The sequence below is a fragment of the Streptomyces sp. NPDC053541 genome (assembly GCF_044544705.1).
GTDB lineage: Bacteria > Actinomycetota > Actinomycetes > Streptomycetales > Streptomycetaceae > Streptomyces.
The window spans coordinates 328,244-346,973 of sequence record NZ_JBITXM010000006.1; the positions used below are offsets into that span (position 1 = coordinate 328,244).

General features: G+C 73.4%; 14 protein-coding genes. 4 read left to right on the forward strand and 10 right to left on the reverse strand.

Translation table 11 applies throughout. From position 1 onward, the window contains the following. Positions 1 to 253 precede the first annotated feature (253 nt). From ACIGW2_RS17940 to rsmH, 10 genes are all read right to left on the reverse strand, one after another. The gene (locus tag ACIGW2_RS17940) at positions 254 to 1,033 is read right to left on the reverse strand and encodes a cell division protein FtsQ/DivIB (RefSeq protein ID WP_399844403.1); all 780 of its coding nucleotides are present in this window, start codon (positions 1,031 to 1,033) and stop codon (positions 254 to 256) included. A 23-nt stretch (positions 1,034 to 1,056) separates the two neighbouring features. Then, on the reverse strand, positions 1,057 to 2,148 hold the full coding sequence (murG, locus tag ACIGW2_RS17945) for an undecaprenyldiphospho-muramoylpentapeptide beta-N-acetylglucosaminyltransferase (protein WP_356075895.1): 1,092 nt from the start codon (positions 2,146 to 2,148) through the stop codon (positions 1,057 to 1,059). Positions 2,149 to 2,154: 6 nt separating this feature from the next. Further along, a complete protein-coding gene (ftsW, locus tag ACIGW2_RS17950; RefSeq protein ID WP_361588311.1) occupies positions 2,155 to 3,495 on the reverse strand; it encodes a putative lipid II flippase FtsW in 1,341 nt (446 codons plus the stop codon). A 55-nt stretch (positions 3,496 to 3,550) separates the two neighbouring features. Then, positions 3,551 to 4,990, reverse strand: coding sequence for a UDP-N-acetylmuramoyl-L-alanine--D-glutamate ligase (murD, locus tag ACIGW2_RS17955; protein WP_361588313.1), 1,440 nt, complete (start codon positions 4,988 to 4,990; stop codon positions 3,551 to 3,553). Continuing rightward, a complete protein-coding gene (gene mraY, locus ACIGW2_RS17960) occupies positions 4,972 to 6,042 on the reverse strand; it encodes a phospho-N-acetylmuramoyl-pentapeptide-transferase (RefSeq protein ID WP_361588315.1) in 1,071 nt (356 codons plus the stop codon). Before mraY ends, murD begins: the two co-directional genes overlap by 19 nt. Continuing rightward, positions 6,039 to 7,469 (reverse strand): UDP-N-acetylmuramoyl-tripeptide--D-alanyl-D-alanine ligase, encoded by a 1,431-nt coding sequence (murF, locus tag ACIGW2_RS17965; RefSeq protein ID WP_361588317.1) that lies wholly within the window; start codon positions 7,467 to 7,469, stop codon positions 6,039 to 6,041. Before murF ends, mraY begins: the two co-directional genes overlap by 4 nt. Before the next feature lie 4 nt (positions 7,470 to 7,473). Continuing rightward, positions 7,474 to 9,171 carry a UDP-N-acetylmuramoyl-L-alanyl-D-glutamate--2,6-diaminopimelate ligase gene (locus ACIGW2_RS17970; RefSeq protein WP_399844406.1) on the reverse strand — a complete coding sequence of 566 codons (1,698 nt, stop codon included), beginning with the start codon at positions 9,169 to 9,171 and terminating at the stop codon, positions 7,474 to 7,476. A 121-nt stretch (positions 9,172 to 9,292) separates the two neighbouring features. Continuing rightward, complete coding sequence (locus ACIGW2_RS17975; protein ID WP_391655136.1) at positions 9,293 to 11,257, reverse strand: peptidoglycan D,D-transpeptidase FtsI family protein; 1,965 nt, start codon at positions 11,255 to 11,257, stop codon at positions 9,293 to 9,295. Positions 11,258 to 11,260: 3 nt separating this feature from the next. After that, positions 11,261 to 11,785, reverse strand: a complete 525-nt coding sequence (locus ACIGW2_RS17980; RefSeq protein ID WP_399844513.1) for a septum formation initiator family protein — start codon at positions 11,783 to 11,785, stop codon at positions 11,261 to 11,263. 47 nt (positions 11,786 to 11,832) lie between these two features. After that, positions 11,833 to 12,792: a 16S rRNA (cytosine(1402)-N(4))-methyltransferase RsmH gene (rsmH, locus tag ACIGW2_RS17985; protein ID WP_391655135.1), complete on the reverse strand. Its 960-nt coding sequence runs from the start codon at positions 12,790 to 12,792 to the stop codon at positions 11,833 to 11,835. 339 nt (positions 12,793 to 13,131) lie between these two features. Here rsmH and ACIGW2_RS17990 point away from each other — a divergent pair, with 339 nt between their 5' ends. The 4 genes from ACIGW2_RS17990 to ACIGW2_RS18005 all read left to right on the forward strand — a co-directional run bounded on the left by ACIGW2_RS17990 (position 13,132) and on the right by ACIGW2_RS18005 (position 18,651). Then, positions 13,132 to 13,671 carry a carbonic anhydrase gene (locus tag ACIGW2_RS17990; RefSeq protein ID WP_361588324.1) on the forward strand — a complete coding sequence of 180 codons (540 nt, stop codon included), beginning with the start codon at positions 13,132 to 13,134 and terminating at the stop codon, positions 13,669 to 13,671. 179 nt (positions 13,672 to 13,850) lie between these two features. Continuing rightward, positions 13,851 to 14,891, forward strand: coding sequence for an AAA family ATPase (locus tag ACIGW2_RS17995; protein ID WP_391655134.1), 1,041 nt, complete (start codon positions 13,851 to 13,853; stop codon positions 14,889 to 14,891). Further along, positions 14,891 to 16,252 (forward strand): DUF58 domain-containing protein, encoded by a 1,362-nt coding sequence (locus ACIGW2_RS18000; RefSeq protein WP_391655133.1) that lies wholly within the window; start codon positions 14,891 to 14,893, stop codon positions 16,250 to 16,252. Before ACIGW2_RS17995 ends, ACIGW2_RS18000 begins: the two co-directional genes overlap by 1 nt. Next, positions 16,249 to 18,651 (forward strand): DUF3488 and DUF4129 domain-containing transglutaminase family protein, encoded by a 2,403-nt coding sequence (locus ACIGW2_RS18005; RefSeq protein WP_391655132.1) that lies wholly within the window; start codon positions 16,249 to 16,251, stop codon positions 18,649 to 18,651. Before ACIGW2_RS18000 ends, ACIGW2_RS18005 begins: the two co-directional genes overlap by 4 nt. Positions 18,652 to 18,730 lie beyond the last annotated feature (79 nt).

Consider the following 18,730-nt stretch of genomic DNA (forward strand, 5'->3'; position numbering starts at 1 on the left):
TGTCGCCGCTTCGCGGTGGTTGACGCGTCGCGACGACGGATGCCGATTGGGACGGTCCATGACGCCGACCCAAACCCTAACGTTGAAGTTTAGGGTTACCAGTGTCTCTGTTCGCTGGACTCTTCCGAACAGGACACTAAGTCGACAAGTGGCGCACGTTCAACGAACACGCCGAACCTCCCGTTTTTCTTTTCACCCTATGTGATCACCCGTAGCGCTGGCCAACCAGGGTCCTGGCCAGCGGTGATGGGCGTCAACTTCCCGACGAGGCGGGTGCGGTGGGGGCACTTACATCGAAGTGCCCCGCTTTGGGAGTCGCTTTCATGAGAGCGGTGAGAACGCGCGCCTTCGCGGGCCCGTCCTCGCCGCTGCCCCAGAAGACGCTGCGGCCCTTGCCGAGTTCCAGAGTGATCGAATCGAAGGACGTGATCCGGACGACACGGACGTCCTGGGCGATTTTCTCCGGGAGTTCGCCCGTCACGCCTACGGCCGCGTCGAGCAGGCGCTCGGCGTCGAAGCGGCGCAGGCTCGGCGAGGCGGCGGCGTCGAGCACCAGGCGCGGCACGCCGGGGGGCGGGGTGGTGACGGTGGCGAACCGGACCGCCCCGGCGTCCACCTCGTCGAACTTTCCACCGTTCCGCAGGAGAAGGACCGGGCGCCGTTCCGTCACTTTCAGACCGATTCCGTGCGGCCAGGACCGCACCACGTCCACCGAGTCGATCCGGGGCAGTGCGGCGCGCAGCCGGGCCTCGATGGCGTCCGTGTCGACGGAGACGAGCGGCGCGCCGACGGGGACCGCGGCGACCCGCTCGACCTCGGCCGGGGTGAGCACCTTCGTCCCGGAGGTGCTCACCTTCTCGACCCGGAACCAGTCGGAGCCGTACAGCGCCCAGACGGCGCCGGCGGTGAGCAGGACGAGGCCGAGGGCGATCAGGAGGGCGCGCGGACCGGGCACCGTGAACCTCCGGGTGCCGGGCGGGGACGGACGGCGCGAAGCGCCCTGGGGCCTGCTGGTCGTGCCCGTCGCAACCACGTGCGCTCCTGATCCTCGGATCGCTACGCCTGACGGCCGGCGATCGCCTCGTACACCATGCCGACGAGCAGTTCGTCGGCGTCCCGGCGGCCGAACTCGGCGGCGGCGCGGGACATCTCGTACAGCCGGTGCGGATCGGCCAGTACGGGCAGCACGTTGGTCTGCACCCACTGCGGCGACAGTTCCGCGTCGTCGACGAGGAGTCCACCGCCGGCCTTGACCACCGGCTGGGCGTTGAGCCGCTGTTCGCCGTTGCCGATGGGCAGCGGGACGTAGGCGGCCGGCAGTCCGACGGCGGAGAGCTCGGCGACGGTCATCGCGCCCGCGCGGCAGAGCATCATGTCGGCGGCGGCGTACGCGAGATCCATCCGGTCCACGTACGGTACCGGCACGTACGGCGGCATTCCGGGCATGTTGTCGACGCGCGGAAGTTCGTTCTTCGGGCCGACCGCGTGGAGGATCTGGATGCCGGAGCGCTGGAGCACCGGGGCGATCTGCTGGATGACCTCGTTGAGCCGGCGCGCGCCCTGGGAGCCGCCAGAGACGAGCAGGGTCGGCAGGTTCGGGTCCAGGCCGAAGGCGGCGCGCGCCTCGGGGCGCACGCGGGCGCGGTCGAGGGTCGCGATGGTGTGCCGCAGCGGGATGCCGATGTAACGGGCGTTGCGCAGCTTGGAGTCCGGGGTGGCGACGGCGACCCCGGCCGCGTAGCGCGAGCCGATCTTGTTGGCGAGCCCGGGCCGGGCGTTGGCCTCGTGGACCACGATCGGCACGCCGAGCCGCTTGGCGGCGAGGTAGCCGGGCAGGGCCACGTAGCCGCCGAAGCCGACCACGCAGTCCGCCTTGGTGCGCTCCAGGACCTGCTCGGCGGCCTTGATGGTGCCGCGCAGCCGTCCGGGGACGGTGATCAGCTCGGGGGTGGGCTTGCGGGGCAGCGGCACGGCCGGGATGAGCGCCAGCTCGTAGCCGCGCTCGGGCACCAGCCGGGTCTCCAGACCGCGCTCCGTGCCCAGCGCCGTGATCCCCACGCCCGGGTCCCGCCTGCGCAGGGCGTCCGCGAGGGCGAGCGCGGGCTCGATGTGGCCGGCGGTACCTCCGCCGGCGAGGACGACATGCACCGAAATTCACCGCTCTCCGGACGGCCGCTTCTTGACGCGCCGTCGCATCGACTTCCATCTCCCCCCGACCCGCTTGCCCCAGCCGGGGCGGCGCATGGCCAGGGCCGCTCTCGCGGCGGGTTCCTGTCGCGCGAAGGCGATCAGGAGCCCGACGGCGAACATGGTCGGCAGCAGGGCCGAACCCCCGTAGGAGAACAGCGGGAGCGGGACTCCGGCGATCGGCAGCAGACCGAGCACCGCACCGATGTTGATCACGGCCTGCGCCGTGATCCAGGTGGTCACGCCTCCCGCGGCATACCTGACGAAGGGGTCCTCCGTGCCTCCGGCCACGCGGATACCCGCATAGCCTAGAGCCGCGAACAGGGCGAGCACCGACAGCGTCCCCGCCAGGCCCAGTTCCTCCCCGGTGACGGCGAAGATGAAGTCGGTGTGCGCTTCGGGGAGTTGACCCCATTTTTCCACACTTGCCCCGAGTCCGGAACCGAACCATCCGCCCGAGGCGAGAGCATAGATGCCGTGCGCGGCCTGCCAGCAGGGGTCCCCCGCGCCGCCCGGGTCGCTGGCGCCGAGGCAGCCGAAGCGTTCGAGCCGGTGCGGGCTGGTCTTGATGAGCACCCCGCCGATGACGGCGGCGACGGCGAGCACGCCGACGAAGAGCCGGGTGGGGGCGCCCGCGGTCCACAGCAGGCCGAACAGGATCGCGGTGAGGATGATCGCCGTCCCCATGTCGCCGCCCAGCATGATCAGGCCGAGCAGCAGGAAGGCCCCGGGGACCAGCGGCACCAGCATGTGCTTCCACTGCGTGAGCAGCTTCATGTCCTGTTTGCGGGCCAGCAGGTCGGCGCCCCACAGGATCAGCGCCAGCTTGCCGAACTCACTGGGCTGGAGCATGAACGGCCCGCCCAGCGAGATCCAGTTCTGGTTGCCGCCGACCGCGACCCCTATCCCCGGCACCTGCACCAGCACCATCAGGAAGATCGCGCCGACCAGGATCGGGTAGGCGAGCGCCCGGTGCAGCTTCACCGGCATCCGGGAGGCCAGGAAGAGCAGGCCGGCGCCGAGCAGGGCCGCGAAGAACTGCTTGCGGAAGAAGTAGGAGGGCACCAGGTCGTAGCGCAGCGCCGTGATCATCGACGCGGAGTACACCATCACCAGGCCGAGCGCGGTGATGAGCAGCCCGGCGCCGACGATCACGTAGTACGCCGTCAGCGGCCGGTCCCAGGCCCTGCGGGCCCGCTCGTAGAGCCCCCGCGGGCCGCCCGCGCGGGGCCTCCTCGGCGCCGCGGGAGCGCGGCCGGCGCCGCGGGCGGCGGGCGGCCGGCGCGGCCCGGCTGTTCTGCTCGGCATGGTCCCTGTCCCCTCCAGTCGTGTCCGGCCGTGCCGGACCCCCTTGCTGGTCAGGTCAGGCGTCGCCGGTGGCGGCGAGGGCGCGGACGGCGTCCGCGAAGGCCTCGCCCCGCTTGTTGTAGTTGGCGAACATGTCCATCGACGCACAGGCCGGGGCGAGCAGGACCGTGTCCCCCGGCCGGGCGAGCGCCGCCGCCTCCCGGACCGCCGCGGACATCGCCCCAGTGTCGGTCCGGTCGAGGTCCACCACCGGGACCTCGGGGGCGTGTCGCGTCAGGGCTTCGCGGATCAGCTCGCGGTCCCGGCCCATCAGCACGACGCCGCGCAGCCGCTTCGCGGACTTCGCGACGAGCTCGTCGAAGGTGGCGCCCTTGGCGAGGCCGCCGGCGATCCAGACGATCGGGTCGTAGGCCGCCAACGACGCCTCCGCGGCGTGGGTGTTGGTGGCCTTGGAGTCGTCCACGTAGACGACGCCCTGGATCTCCTCGACCAGCTCGATCCGGTGCGGGTCGGGCCGGAAGGCGCGCAGCCCGTCCCGTACGGCCTTCGGCTCGACGCCGAAGGCGCGGGCGAGGGCGGCGGCGGCGAGCGCGTTGGCGATGTTGTGCGGGGCCGGCGGGCGGACGTCGGCGACCTCGGCCAGCTCCTGGGCGTTCTTGTGGCGGTTCTCCACGAAGGCCCGGTCGACGAGGATGCCCTCGACCACGCCGAGCTGCGAGGGGCCGGGGGTGCCGAGGGTGAAGCCGATGGCCCGGCAGCCCTCCTCGACGTCGGCCTCGCGGACCAGGTCCTCGGTGGCCTTGTCGGCCACGTTGTAGACGCAGGCGACCCGGTTGCCCTCGTAGATCCGGCCCTTGTCGGCGGCGTACGCCTCCATGGAGCCGTGCCAGTCGAGGTGGTCGGGCGCCAGGTTGAGCACGGCGGCCGAGTGGGCGCGCAGCGAGGGCGCCCAGTGCAGCTGGTAGCTGGACAGCTCCACGGCGAGGACGTCGTACCGCTCCTCGCCGAGGACGGCGTCGAGCAGCGAGACGCCGATGTTGCCGACGGCGGCGGTCCGCAGGCCGGCCGCCTCCAGGATGGAGGCGAGCATCCGCACGGTCGTGGTCTTGCCGTTGGTGCCGGTGACCGCGAGCCAGGGTGCCGCTTCCGGGCCGCGCAGGCGCCAGGCCAGTTCGACGTCGCCCCAGATCTCCACGCCGGCCGCCTCGGCGGCCCGGAAGAGCGGCTTGTCGGGCTGCCAGCCCGGCGCGGTCACGATGAGCTCGGTGCCGGGCGGCAGGGTCGCCCCGTCGCCGAGGCGGACGGTGATGCCCGCCGCCTCCAGCTCCGCGGCCTGCGCCCGGGAGCGCTCGTCGTCGCCGTCGTTGACGACCGTGACGACCGCGCCCAGGCCGTGCAGGGCGCGGGCGGCGGGGATGCCGCTGACGCCGAGCCCGGCGACGGTGACGTGCTTGCCCTGCCAGTCCAGCTGTTCGCTCACTTTTCGGATGCCCATCCCGCGTAGAAGATGCCCAGGCCCACGATCACGTAGATGCCCTGGATGATCCAGAACCGGACGACGACCAGGACCTCGGACCACCCCTTGAGTTCGAAGTGGTGCTGGAGCGGTGCCATCCGGAAGACCCGCTTGCCCGTCAGCTTGAAGGAGCCGACCTGGATGACCACGGACATGGTGATCATCACGAACAGGCCGCCGAGCAGGGCGAGCAGCAGCTCCGTCCGGGAGCAGATGGCGAGACCGGCCAGCGCGCCGCCGAGGGCCAGGGAGCCGGTGTCGCCCATGAAGATCTTGGCGGGCGAGGTGTTCCACCACAGGAAGCCGAAGCAGGCGCCCATCAGGGCGGAGGCGACGACCGCGAGGTCGAGCGGGTCGCGGACCTCGAAGCAGGCGTTCGGGTTCGTCAGGGTCATGGCGTTGGCGCACGACTCCTGGAACTGCCAGAGCCCGATGAAGGTGTAGGCGCCGAAGACCATCACGGAGGCGCCGGTGGCCAGGCCGTCCAGACCGTCCGTCAGGTTCACGCCGTTGGACATGGCCAGGATCATGAAGAGCGCCCAGACCACGAACAGCACCGGACCGATGGACCAGCCGAAGTCGGCGATGAAGGAGAGCTTCGTGGAGGCCGGGGTGTTGCCGCGCAGGTCCGCGAACTGCAGCGAGAGCACGGCGAAGGCGATGCCGACGATCAGCTGGCCGGCCATCTTCGCCTTGGCCCGCAGACCGAGCGAGCGCTGCTTGACGATCTTGATGTAGTCGTCGAGGAAGCCGACCAGACCCATGCCGGCCATCAGGAAGAGCACGAGGACGCCCGAGTAGGTCGGGTCCTCGCCGGTGATGACCTTGGCCAGGGCGTACGCGATGAGGGTGGCCAGGATGAAGGAGATGCCGCCCATGGTGGGCGTGCCCTTCTTCCCGAGGTGGCCGCGCGGGCCGTCGTCGCGGATGAACTGGCCGTACCCCTTGCGGGCGAGCAGCTTGATGAGCAGCGGGGTGCCGATCAGGGTCAGGAAGAGCCCGATGGCCCCCGCGAAGAGGATCTGCCTCATCGGCCCGCACCCTCACCCTCGGCGGTGTTCTCGAGCAGTGCCAGGGCGACCCGCTCCAGACCCACCGACCTGGAAGCCTTCACCAGGACGATGTCCCCCGGGCGCAGCTCACTGCGCAACAGGTCGACCGCCGCCTGCGCGTCGGACACGTGCACCGACTCCTCACCCCACGAACCCTCGTTATAGGCGCCCAGTTGCAGCCAGGACGCTTCCCTGTCCCCGACCGCGACGAGCTTGCTGACGTTGAGCCGGACGGCGAGCCGTCCGACCGCGTCGTGCTCGGCGAGCGAGTCGTCGCCGAGCTCGGCCATCTTGCCGAGCACCGCCCACGTGCGGGACCCCTGGGCCTGTGCAGACCTGCCCATGGCCGCGAGCGCGCGCAGGGCGGCTCGCATGGACTCGGGGTTCGCGTTGTAGGCGTCGTTGACGATCGTCACGCCGTCCGGACGCTCGGTGACCTCCATGCGCCAGCGCGACAGGGTGCCTGCCTCGGAGAGCGCGGTGGCGATCTCCTCGACGGGCATGCCCAGCTCATGGGCGACGGCGGCCGCGGCGAGCGCGTTCGACACGTGATGCTCACCGTACAGGCGCAAGGTCACGTCGCTGCACCCGGTGGGTGTGTGAAGCCTGAAAGAAGGCTGTCCGCTTTCCGTGAGGCGGACGTTCTCGGCCCGTACGGCCGCTTCGTCCGCCTCTCCGAACAACGTCACCTTGGCCTTGGTGCGGGAGGCCATGGCGCGCACGAGGGGGTCGTCGGCGTTGAGCACGGCGATGCCGCCGTCCTCGGCGGCCGGCAGGGACTCGACGAGCTCGCCCTTGGCCTGGGCGATCTGCTCGCGGCCGCCGAACTCGCCGATGTGGGCGGTGCCGACGTTGAGCACGAGGCCGATGCGCGGCGGGGTGAGACCGGTGAGGTAGCGGATGTGGCCGATTCCGCGCGCTCCCATCTCCAGGACGAGATGGCGGGTCTCGGGCCCGGCGGTGAGCGCGGTGAGCGGCAGCCCGATCTCGTTGTTGAGCGAGCCGGGCGTCCACACGGTCGGCGCGTGGTGCTGGAGGACCTGGGCGATCAGGTCCTTGGTGGAGGTCTTGCCGGCCGAGCCGGTGAGCGCGACGACATCGGTGCCGAGGCGTTCGACGACCGCGCGGGCGAGGGCCCCGAGCGCCGTCTGGACGTCGTCGACGACGAGCGCGGGCACGCCGACGGGGCGGGCGGCGAGCACGGCCACGGCGCCCGCCTCGACGGCCCGGGCCGCGTAGTCGTGCCCGTCGACCCGCTCGCCGGCGAAGGCGGCGAACAGGCTGCCGGGCTTCACCTCACGGGAGTCGATGACGACGGGACCGGTGACCCGGGCGGCCGGATCCGGTATGTCGTGCGGCCGCCCGCCGACGATTTCGGCGATCTCGGCGAGGGAGAGGGCGATCACTGCTTCATCCCTGACTGTTCTGGTGACGACTGTTCTGCTGACGGGGTGCGTCCTGCCGGTCCTGCCGGTCGAGGATGGCCTCGCGCAGGACCAGGCGGTCGTCGAAGGGGCGGACCACGCCGCCGGCCTCCTGGCCCTGCTCGTGGCCCTTGCCCGCGACCAGGACGGTGTCGCCGGGCTCGGCGCGGGCCACGGCCGCGGCGATGGCGGCGGCGCGGTCGGCGTCCACGAGGACGGTGCCGCGCTCGGCCGGCGGCACCTCGGCGGCGCCGGCCAGCATGGCGGTGAGGATCGCGAGCGGGTCCTCGGAGCGCGGGTTGTCGGAGGTGAGCACCGCGGTGTCGGCGAGCCGGGCCGCGGCGGCGCCCATCGGGCCGCGCTTGGTGGTGTCGCGGTCGCCGCCGCAGCCGAGGACGACGTGCAGCCGGCCGCGGGTCACCTCGCGCAGCGAGCGCAGCACCGACTCGACGGCGTCGGTCTTGTGCGCGTAGTCGACGACGGCGAGGTACGGCTGGCCGGCGTCGACCTTCTCCAGGCGGCCGGGCACGCCGGGGACGGCGGCGACGCCGTCGGCGGCGGTCCGCGGGTCGATCCCGGCGGTGGCGAGGGTGACGATCGCGGCGAGGGTGTTGGCGACGTTGAAGGGGCCGGGCAGCGGGGCGGTGGCGGGGATCCGCACCCCGTCCGGGCCGACGACGGTGAAGACGGAGTCGGCGGCGCGGCTGACCACGTCATCGGCGCGCCAGTCGGCGGCGGGGTCGCCGGCGGCGGAGAAGGTGACGACGGGGACGCCGGACTCCTTCGCGAGCCGGCGGCCGTACGCGTCGTCGAGGTTCACGACGCCGCGCCGGCTGCGCCGGGGCGTGAACAGCTGGGCCTTGGCCTGGAAGTAGTCCTCCATGTCGGAGTGGAACTCCATGTGCTCCGGGCTCAGGTTGTTGAAGACGGCCACGTCGAAGACGCAGCCGTCGACCCGGCCGAGCACCAGGGCGTGGCTGGAGACCTCCATGGCGACCGCCTCGACGCCGCGTTCGCGCATAACGGCGAACAGGGCCTGGAGGTCGGTGGCTTCGGGGGTGGTGCGCTCGGACTTGATGCGCTCGTCGCCGATCCGCATCTCGACGGTGCCGACCAGTCCGGTGCGTTTCTCCGCGCCGCGCAGGCCGCCTTCGACGAGGTAGGCGGTGGTGGTCTTGCCGGAGGTGCCGGTGATGCCGATCTGCAGCAGGTGCTCGCCGGGCCGCCCGTAGATCTCGGCGGCGAGCTCGCCCATCCGCCCGCGCGGGTCGTCGACCGCGAGGACCGGCAGGCCGGTCGCGGCGGCGCGCTCGGCGCCGGCCGGGTCGGTCAGCACGGCGGCGGCGCCGAGTCCGGCGGCCTGGGCGACGAAGTCGGCGCCGTGCAGCCGGGCGCCGGGCAGGGCCGCGTAGACGTCGCCGGGGCGGACCGCCCGCGAGTCGTGGGTGATGCCCGAGACCTCGACGCCGCGGCCGGCGGCGGAGAGCTCGGTGCCCAGCCGGTCGGCGAGTTCGCCCAGGGGTGTCGGGCGGACCCGCTCGGGGCGGGGCGGGGTGGTTCGGGACTGATCAGCGTGTGGCACGGCGGTGAGCGTACCGGGCGCACCCTGCGCAGGGCTAAATCGGGCCGATGCGTCGCCGGAGTTCGATTTCCGGTTCCCGGAACGGGGGGTGATCGTTGTCACTGGAGCTCCCGGAGTGTCACGCGAGTCACGGTTGTACGGAGTGGGGGGAAAGGGCGTACGGGTACGGGGTCGGGTTCGGGTGCCGGTGACGGCCCGGCGGGACCGGCCGGGCCGGTCCGGTTCAGGGCTCGAAGGTCACCGGCAGCCGGGCGGGCCCGCTGCCGGTCGGCGGGACGCGCAGGGTCTTGAGGGCGAACTCCATGACCTTCTTGTAGATGGGGCCGCAGATCTGTCCGCCGAAGTAGCTGCCCTTGGTGGGGTTCTGGATGGCGCAGTAGACGGTGACCCGGGGCTGGTCGGCGGGGGCGAAGCCGGCGAAGGAGGCGGTGTAGCCCTTGTAGCGGCCGAGTTCGGGGTCGACCCGGTTGGCGGTGCCGGTCTTTCCGGCGACGCGGTAGCCGGGGATGGCGGCCCGGGTGCCGGTGCCCTCCTCGTCGTCGACGACGGACTCCAGCATCTGGGCGAGGGTGGTGGCGGTCTTCTCGCTGATCACCCGGCTCTCCTTGGGAGCGGGCGCGGCGCTGAAGCGCCCGTCGGGTCCCTTGGTGCCGCGGACCAGGCTGGGCTCGACGCGGACGCCGCCGTTGGCGATGGTCGAGTAGACGGAGGCGGCCTGCATGGCGCTCACCGAGAGGCCCTGGCCGAAGGGGATCGTGTACTGCTGCGAGGTGGACCAGTCCTGGGGCTTGGCGAGGATGCCGGGGGTCTCGCCCGGGTAGCCGAGGCCGGTGGGGCTGCCGACGCCGAACTTGCGCAGGTAGTCGTAGAGCACCCGGTTGGCCTCGGGCTGGGTCCTGCCCAGCTGGCCGGTGGCCAGGATGGTGCCGATGTTGCTGGACTTGGCGAGGACGCCGTTGAGCGTGAGGTACCAGGTCTTGTGGTCGACGTCGTCCTTGAAGAGGCGGTCGCCGCGGTGCAGCCGGTTGGGCACGGTCACCCGGGTGTCGGGGGTGGCGGCGCCCTCCTCCAGGACGGCGGCCATCGACATGACCTTGGCGGTCGAGCCGGGCTCGTAGGCGTCCTGGAGCGCGGCGTTGCCCATGGCGGTGGCGTTGGCCTGGGAGAGGTCGTTGGGGTCGAAGCCGGGGGCGTTGGCCATGGCGAGCACCTCGCCGGTGCGCACGTCCTGGACGACGACGTAGCCGCGGTCGGCCCTGGACTTCTTCACCTGCTCGGTGATGGCCTGCTGGGCGGCCCACTGGATGTCCCGGTCGATGGTGAGCTCGATGTCCGAGCCGGGGACGGCGGGGGTGCCCTGGGAGCCGGCGGTGGGGACCCGGCGGCCGCCGGACTGGGCGTAGCGGATCTTGCCGTCCTGGCCGGCGAGTTCCTTGTCGAGCATGGACTCGATGCCGCCGGCGCCGCGGCCCTCGGCGTTGACGTATCCCAGTATCCCGGCGGCGAGTTCGCCGTTCGGGTAGACCCGCTTGGTGCTGGGCTCGCCGAGGACGCCGCCGAGCAGGTTGACGCCGTTGCCGCCGTTGGCGGGCTTGGCCTTCTGCTCGTAGACCTTCTTGAGGTCCTTGATCTGGTTCCAGACCTGCGGGGTCTGCTTGCGGGCGAGCAGGGTGTAGCGGGACTTGGGGGTGCGCAGCTTCTTGGCGAGCTCGGCGGGTTCCTTGCCGAGGAGCGGGGCGAGCAGCGCGGCGGCCTGTTCCGGGGCGTCCTGGACCTTGGACTCCTCGGGCGTGAACAGCTTGGGGTCGGCGGTGACGTCGTACGCGTCGACGCTGGCGGCCAGCGCGACTCCGTTGCGGTCGGTGATCTCACCGCGGTCGGCGGAGAGCGTGTACTCCTGGTAGCGGTGCTTCTCGGCCTTGGCGGCGTACGCGTTGGCGTCGACGGCCTGGACCTGGAGCAGCCGCACCACGAAGACCAGCAGCACCAGGGTGAGGCCGAGGGAGACCAGGCGGAGCCGGGGCTTGGGGCTGCCGAGCCGGATGGTGCGGGCCTTCGGGGCCGGGCGGGGGGCCGGGCGCCGGGGCGGCGCGGGCCTCGCGGCGGGCCGGCCGGCGGCCGCGGGGCGGGGCCGGGCGGGCCGGGCGGGGCCGGGGACGCGGCGGCGCGGGGGCTCCTTGGGGGGCACGGGTCACCTGCCGGAGGTCGTCGGGGCGGTCGCGGTGGGAGGGGGCGTCGTCGGGCCGGTCGCGGTGGGGGTGGCGGGCGGCGCGGGCGTCGGGCTCGCGGTGCCGGCCGCTCCCTGCTGCGCCGGGGTCCGCGTCGCGGCGGCCCCGCCGGCCGGCGGCGTGGCGGGCGGCGTGGTGGCGGCCGGCGGGGTGGGCCGGGGGGACGGCTTCGGGGAGACCGCCACGGAGGGCACGCCCCGGACCTTGCCGTCGGGGTCGAGGAAGGCGGGGGTGCCGCCGGGGACCATGCCGAGCTCGCGGGCCCGGCGCTCCAGGGCGTCGGGGGCGGCGCTGTCGTCCACGTCGTGCTGGAGCGCCTGCTCCTCGTCGGTGAGCTCGGTGGTCCGCTTCTTCAGCTCGCTGAGCTCGAAGGAGCCCTGGTTGAGGGCGGAGTTGAGCAGCAGCAGGGTGATCAGGCCGCCGCCGAGCAGCAGCACGACGAGCAGGACGAAGGGGGTGCGGGCCGCGGTGCTCGTCCCGGACGGCATGAACCGCCCGAGCCGGGCGGCCCGTCCTTTGAGCGGCCCCTTCCGGTTCACGGCTGCACGTCCTCCCTGATCCGCTCGGCACCCCTCAGACGCGCGGGGGCCGCCCGGCGGTTCTCGGCGATCTCCTCCTCGGTGGGGAGCTCGGCACCGCGGGTGAGCAGCTTGAGGCGGGGCTGGTACTGCTCGGGCACGACGGGCAGCCCGGGCGGCGCGGTGGTCGCGGCGCCCGCCGCGAAGACCTGCTTGACCAGCCGGTCCTCCAGCGAGTGGTACGAGAGGACGGCGATCCGGCCGCCGACGGCGAGGGCCTTCACGGCCGCCGGGATCGCCCGCTCCAGGACCGACAGCTCGCCGTTGACCTCGATGCGCAGGGCCTGGAAGGTGCGCTTGGCGGGGTTGCCGCCGGTGCGCTTGGCGGCCTGCGGGAGGGCGTCGCGGATCAGCTCGACCAGCCGGGCGCTGTTGCTGAAGGGCTCCTTCTCGCGCTCCCGCACGATCGCGGAGACGATCCGCTTGGCCTGCTTCTCCTCGCCGTAGGCGCGCAGGATGCGGACCAGCTCGCCGGCCGGGTAGGTGTTGAGGACCTCGGCGGCGCTGATGCCGGTCGTCTGGTCCATGCGCATGTCGAGCGGGGCGTCCTGCGCGTAGGCGAAGCCGCGGTCGGCCTCGTCGAGCTGCATGGAGGAGACGCCCAGGTCGAACAGGACGCCGTCGACGCGGGCGATGCCGAGCCGGTCGAGGACCTCCGGCAGCTCGTCGTAGACGGCGTGCACCAGGGTGGCGCGGTCCCCGTAGGGGGCGAGGCGTTCGCCGGAGAGGCGCAGGGCCTCCTTGTCGCGGTCGAGGGCGACGAGCCGGGCCTCGGGGAAGCTCCGGAGCAGCGCCTCGCTGTGCCCGCCGAGGCCCAGGGTGCAGTCGACGACGACGGCGCCGGGCTGCTGGAGGGCGGGCGCCAACATGTCCAGGCACCGCTGGAGCATCACCGGGACGTGTCGGTCGTTGCTCAATGCGCCCTCTCAGATCCGGCGGGACAGGCACCGCCGGCGAGCGGATGGGGCCGAGCCGTGGGTACCGCCGCGTACATAGGGGGAGAATCGTGGGAGATCAGGGGAAATCGCTCGATGTCTCCGTGAACTTCGCGTCACTCTAGTCCACCGGACCCGCCGGTCAACCAACCGGCTGGCGCGTCGCGCGCCCCGCGACCGGGGGCCCGGACGATTCGCGCGGTTCACCCGGACGGCCCTGGTCCCGGCGGTCTGTGGAGTCGCTCACAACAAGGATCATTGACGCTCTTTGTCCGCTCTCACAGCGGGCTTCCGGGGCCGGTGCCCCTTAACGTCGGAGACATGTCGACCCCTGCGCACCCCTCCGCCGACGCGATAACCACCGCGAACCCGGTCATCAGCCGCCTCGTCGAGGCCAACGCGCGCTATGCCGCCGACTTCACCGACCCCGGCATGGACGCGCGCCCCGTGCAGCGCGTCGCCGTGGTCGCCTGCATGGACGCCCGCCTCGACCTGCACGCCGCGCTCGGGCTCGAACTCGGCGACTGCCACACCATCCGCAACGCGGGCGGCGTGGTCACGGACGACGTGATCCGCTCCCTCACGATCAGCCAGCGGGCGCTCGGCACCCGCAGCGTGATGCTGGTGCACCACACCAACTGCGGCCTCGAGTCGCTCACCGAGGACTTCCGGCACGAGCTGGAGGACGAGGTCGGACAGCGTCCCGCCTGGGCCGTGGAGGCCTTCCGGGACGTCGAACAGGACGTCCGGCAGTCGATGCAGCGGGTCCGCACCTCCCCGTTCCTGCCGCACACCGACGACGTGCGGGGCTTCGTCTTCGACGTGACGACCGGTCTGCTGCGCGAGATCGACCCGGCCTGACCGGTCCTTCACGCCGGCGCAAGCCCACAAACCCCGGCAATTCGCCCCGCGTTGTCCACAGGCCTGCCGCGGGCAAGTGACACGACCCGGTCGCGCCAACAAGAATGCACGGGTGACACCCCCCGGCCCTCGTGCCGGGGGCAGGTGTCGGTGCTGCGGAAAGGGCCGAGGAGGGCCGGGTGACGACCTATGACGACCGAGCGAGCCTCACAGATCTGACCACGACCGCGGAGCGGGTCCGCGGATCGGTGGAGGGTGTGATCGAGGGCAAGCCCGAGGTCGTACGGCTTGCGCTGACCGTGCTCCTCGCCGAGGGACATCTCCTCATCGAGGACGTCCCCGGCGTGGGCAAGACCATGCTGGCCAAGACGCTGGCGCGGTCCATCGACTGCTCGGTCCGCCGGATCCAGTTCACGCCCGACCTGCTGCCCTCGGACATCACGGGCGTGTCGATCTTCGACCAGCAGCGGCGCGAGTTCGAGTTCAAGCCGGGCGCGATCTTCGCCCAGATCGTGATCGGCGACGAGATCAACCGGGCCTCCCCCAAGACCCAGTCCGCGCTCCTGGAGTCCATGGAGGAGCGCCAGGTCACGGTGGACGGCCAGACCTACGAGCTGCCCAGCCCCTTCATGGTGGTCGCCACGCAGAACCCGGTGGAGATGGAGGGCACCTATCCGCTGCCCGAGGCCCAGCGGGACCGCTTCATGGCCCGCGTCTCCATCGGCTATCCGAACGCCGAGGCCGAGCTGAAGATGCTCGGCGTGCACGGCTCGGTCTCCCCGCTGGACGACCTCCAGCCGGTGGCGCACGCCCATGACGTGCTCAAGCTGATCGAGGCCGTCCGCGCGGTGCACGTCGCGGAGCCCGTGAAGCGGTACGCGGTGGACCTGGTCGCCGCCACCCGCACCCACCCGGAGCTGCGGCTCGGCGCCTCCCCGCGCGCCACGCTGCACCTGCTGCGGGCCGCGAAGGCCTCCGCCGCGCTCAGCGGCCGGGAGTACGTGCTGCCCGACGACCTCCAGGCGCTCGCCGCCCCGGTGCTCGCCCACCGCCTGCTGCCCACCGCGCAGGCCCAGCTGAGCCGCCGCACCGCGGAGCAGGTCGTCCACGACATCATCCAGCGCACCCCGGTGCCGGCCGCGGCGCCGCCGGTGCCGCCCGCGCAGCCCTCCGGTCCGTACTACGGCCACGGCCAGCAGCCCGGCGTCCGGCGGCCGTGATGAGCGCCGCCGCTCCGCAGGGGCAGTCCCCGGGGCAGTGGCAGGGCGGTGACCGGGGCAGCCTGCGGGCCGCCCTGGCCGGGCTCACCACCCGCGGCCGGTCCTTCCTCGCCGCCGGGATCGCCGCCGCCGTCTGCGCCTACGTGCTGGGCCAGGCCGACCTGCTGCGCGTCGGGCTGCTGCTCGCCGTGCTGCCGCTGGTCTGCGTCCTGGTGCTGCACCGCACCCGCCACCGGGTCGCGGCGAGCCGCCGGCTCGCCCCGCAGCGGGTCGAGACCGGCGCCGAGGCCCGGGTCCACCTCCGGATGGACAACGTCTCCCGGCTGCCCACCGGCCTGCTGATGCTCCAGGACCACGTGCCGTACATGCTGGGCCCCCGGCCCCGCTTCGTGCTCGACCGGGTCGAGGCGGGCGGTCGCCGCGAGGTGTCCTACCGGGTCCGCTCCGACCTGCGCGGACGCTTCCCGCTCGGCCCGCTGCAGCTGCGGCTCACCGACCCCTTCGGGATGTGCGAGCTGACCCGCTCCTTCAGCGCCCAGGACCTGCTCACCGTGATCCCCCGCACCGAGGCGCTGCCGCCGGTCCGGCTCGGCGGCGAGTCCGCCGGGTACGGGGAGGGGCAGCAGCGGGCCCTCGCGCTCGCCGGGGACGACGACATCATCCCGCGCGCCTACCGGCACGGCGACGACCTGCGCCGGGTCCACTGGCGCTCCACCGCGCGGTACGGGGAGCTGATGGTCCGCCGCGAGGAGCAGCCGCAGCGGGCCCGCTGCACCGTGCTGCTCGACACCCGGGACCTGGCGTACGAGGGCGGCGGCCCCGACTCGGCCTTCGAGTGGGCGGTCTCCGGCGCCGCCTCGGTGCTCACCCACATGCTGGAGCGGGGCTACGCGGTCCGGCTGCTCACCGACACCGGCAGCACCGTGCCCGGCGAGGGCGCCGAGGGCTTCGCCGGCGCCGGCCAGGACTCGGCCGAGGCCGCCGGGCTGATGCTGGACACCCTCGCGGTCGTGGACCACTCGGAGGGCGCCGGGCTCTCCCGCGCCCACGACGTGCTGCGCGGCGGGCACGAGGGCCTGCTCGTGGCGTTCTTCGGCGACCTCGACGAGGAGCAGGCGGCGCTCGCGGCCCGGATGCGGCACCGCGGCGGGGCGGCGGTCGCCTTCCTGCTCGACTCCGGCACCTGGCTGACCGGCGGCGCCGTCCCCGGCGCCGTCGAGGACCGGCTGCGCCGGCTGCGGGAGGCCGGCTGGCAGGCCTTCGCCGTGCGCCCGGGCGCCCGGCTCGGCGATCTGTGGCAGCACGCGGGCGGCGCGGCGGCGCAGGCCCCCGGCGCCGACACCTACGGAGGATGGTCATGAGCGGGCGCACACGGCTGACGCTCGCGGCGTACGCGGCGACGCTGGCGGCCTCGCTGGCCCTGCTGCCGCTGGTCAAGCCGGCCACCTGGATCTTCACGGCCGCCCTGGTGCTGGGCCTGCAGAGCGCGGCCGGCTGGGTCACCCGGCGGGTGCCGCTGGCCCGGCCGCTCACCATCGCCGCCCAGGCGGTGCTGACCCTGCTGGTGCTGACGGTGATCTTCGTCCGCGAGCAGGCGGTCCTCGGCGTGCTGCCGGGTCCGCAGGCCCTGGCCGCCTTCGGGGGCCTCTTCGAGGCCGGGGTGAGCGACGTGGGCACCTACGCCCCGCCCGCGCCGAACACCCCGGGCATCCGGCTGCTCCTGGTCACCGGTGTCGCGGTGATCGGGCTCCTGGTGGACACCCTCGCGGTGACCTTCCGGAACGCGGCCCCGGCGGGGCTGCCGCTGCTCGCGCTGTACTCGGTGGCCGCCGGCCTGTCCGGCGGCGGCGCCGGTCTGGTGGCCTTCTGCGTGGCGGCGACCGGCTATCTGGTGCTGCTGCTCGCCGAGGGCCGGGACCGGCTGTCGGCCTGGGGCCGGGTGTTCGGCGGGGCGCAGCGCTCCGGCCGGCCGGGCTCCCCGATCGGCGAGGGCGGCTCCGCGTCCGCGCCGGCCCGCACCGGGATGCGGATCGGCGCGGTCACGCTGGGCGTGGCGCTCCTGGTGCCGTTCGCTCTGCCCGGTCTGGGCGGCGGCTTCCTGGGCGGCGGCGCGGGCGAGGGCGAGGGCCGGGGCGGCAAGGGCGGCACGATCTCGGCGGTGAACCCGCTGGTCTCGCTGCAGAACGACCTGCGCCAGCCGGAGGACCGGGAGGTCCTGCGCTATCGCACGAACGCGGTCGACAAGAGCGGGCTGTACCTGCGGCTGGTGGCGCTGGACCAGTTCGACGGCACCTCGTGGAAGTCCTCGGTCCGCCCGGTGCAGGACGTGCCGGATCAGCTGCCGTGGCCGGACGGTCTCGCGCAGGACGTCCGGGTCACCGAGGTGACCACCAATTTCGTGGCCTCCGCCGAGTACGACCAGAAGTGGCTGCCGATGCCCTATCCGGCGTCCCGGGTCTCCCTCAGCGGCAGCTGGCGCTACGAGCCGGCCGGCCGGATGCTCGTCGGCGACGGGCAGTCCACCCGCGGCGCCCGCTACTCGGTGACCAGCCTGGACGTGCGGCCGACCGGCGAGCAGCTGGCGGCGGCGCCGGCGGCACCGGAGAAGCTGGTCCGGGAGTACACCCGGGTGCCGGCCTCGCTGCCGGCCGACGTGCGGACGACGGCCCAGGAGGTCACCCGCGGCGCGCGCAACGACTACGAGCGGGCGGTGCGGCTGCAGGACTGGTTCGCCGAGGACGGCGGCTTCCGCTACGACGTGAACGTGAACTCGGGCACCGGTGCCGGGGCGGTCTCCCGCTTCCTGAGGGACAAGGAGGGGTTCTGCATCCACTTCTCCTTCTCGATGGCGGCGATGGCCCGCTCGCTGGGCATCCCGGCCCGGGTCGCGGTCGGCTTCATGCCGGGCACCCCGCAGCCGGACGGCTCCGTGTCGGTCGGCATCCGGGACGCCCACGCCTGGCCCGAGCTGTACTTCCAGGGGGCCGGCTGGATGCGCTTCGAGCCGACGCCCTCGCGGGGCACGGTGCCGGACTACACCCGGGAGCAGTCGACGGGCGGGGCGTCCACCCCGACGGCGCGGCCCTCGGCCGGTGCCTCGGCGCAGCCCTCGGCGGTGCCGAGCGCCTCGGAGAGCTGCAGCCCGCAGCAGCGCAGGCTCGGCGAGTGCGGCCAGGACAAGGCCGTGGCGGGTGCCGTGGACGGTGACGGCGGCGGCTTCGACTGGCGGAAGGCCGGGCTCGTGGCCCTGGTGGTGCTCGTGGTCCTCGGGCTGCCGCTGCTGCCGTGGCTGTGGCGCGGCCGGGTGCGGGCCCGCAGGCTGGGCCCGGCGCCCGACCCGGTCGCCCGGGTGCTGGCGGTGTGGCAGGAGATCAACGACACGGCCTGGGACTACGGAATCCTGCCGGACGAGTCCCGGACCCCGCGGCGCACGGCGGCGCGGCTGGTCCGGGAGGGCGAGCTGACCACGGACGCGGCGGACGCGGTGCACCGGGTGGCCCGGGCGGTGGAGGAGGCGCTGTACGCGCCGCGTCCCCGGCCGGCCACCGGGCTGACCGAGCAGGCCGAGCTGGTCCGCCGCGGTCTGCACGCCTCGGCCTCCGGCCCGGCCCGTCTGCGCGCCCGTCTGGCCCCGCGTTCCGCCGCCCGGGTGACCCTGGCGGCCCGGCAGCGCACGGAGGCCCTGCGCACGAGCTGGTCCGACCGCACCCGCGCGGCGACCCGCTCGCTGCGCCGGAAGCCCTCGTCGAAGCCCTCGTAGAAAAGAGGGGGCGGCGGCCCGTACCGCTCCGGGGACGCCCGTGGGCCCGCACCCGGAAGGGTGCGGGCCCACGGAAGGC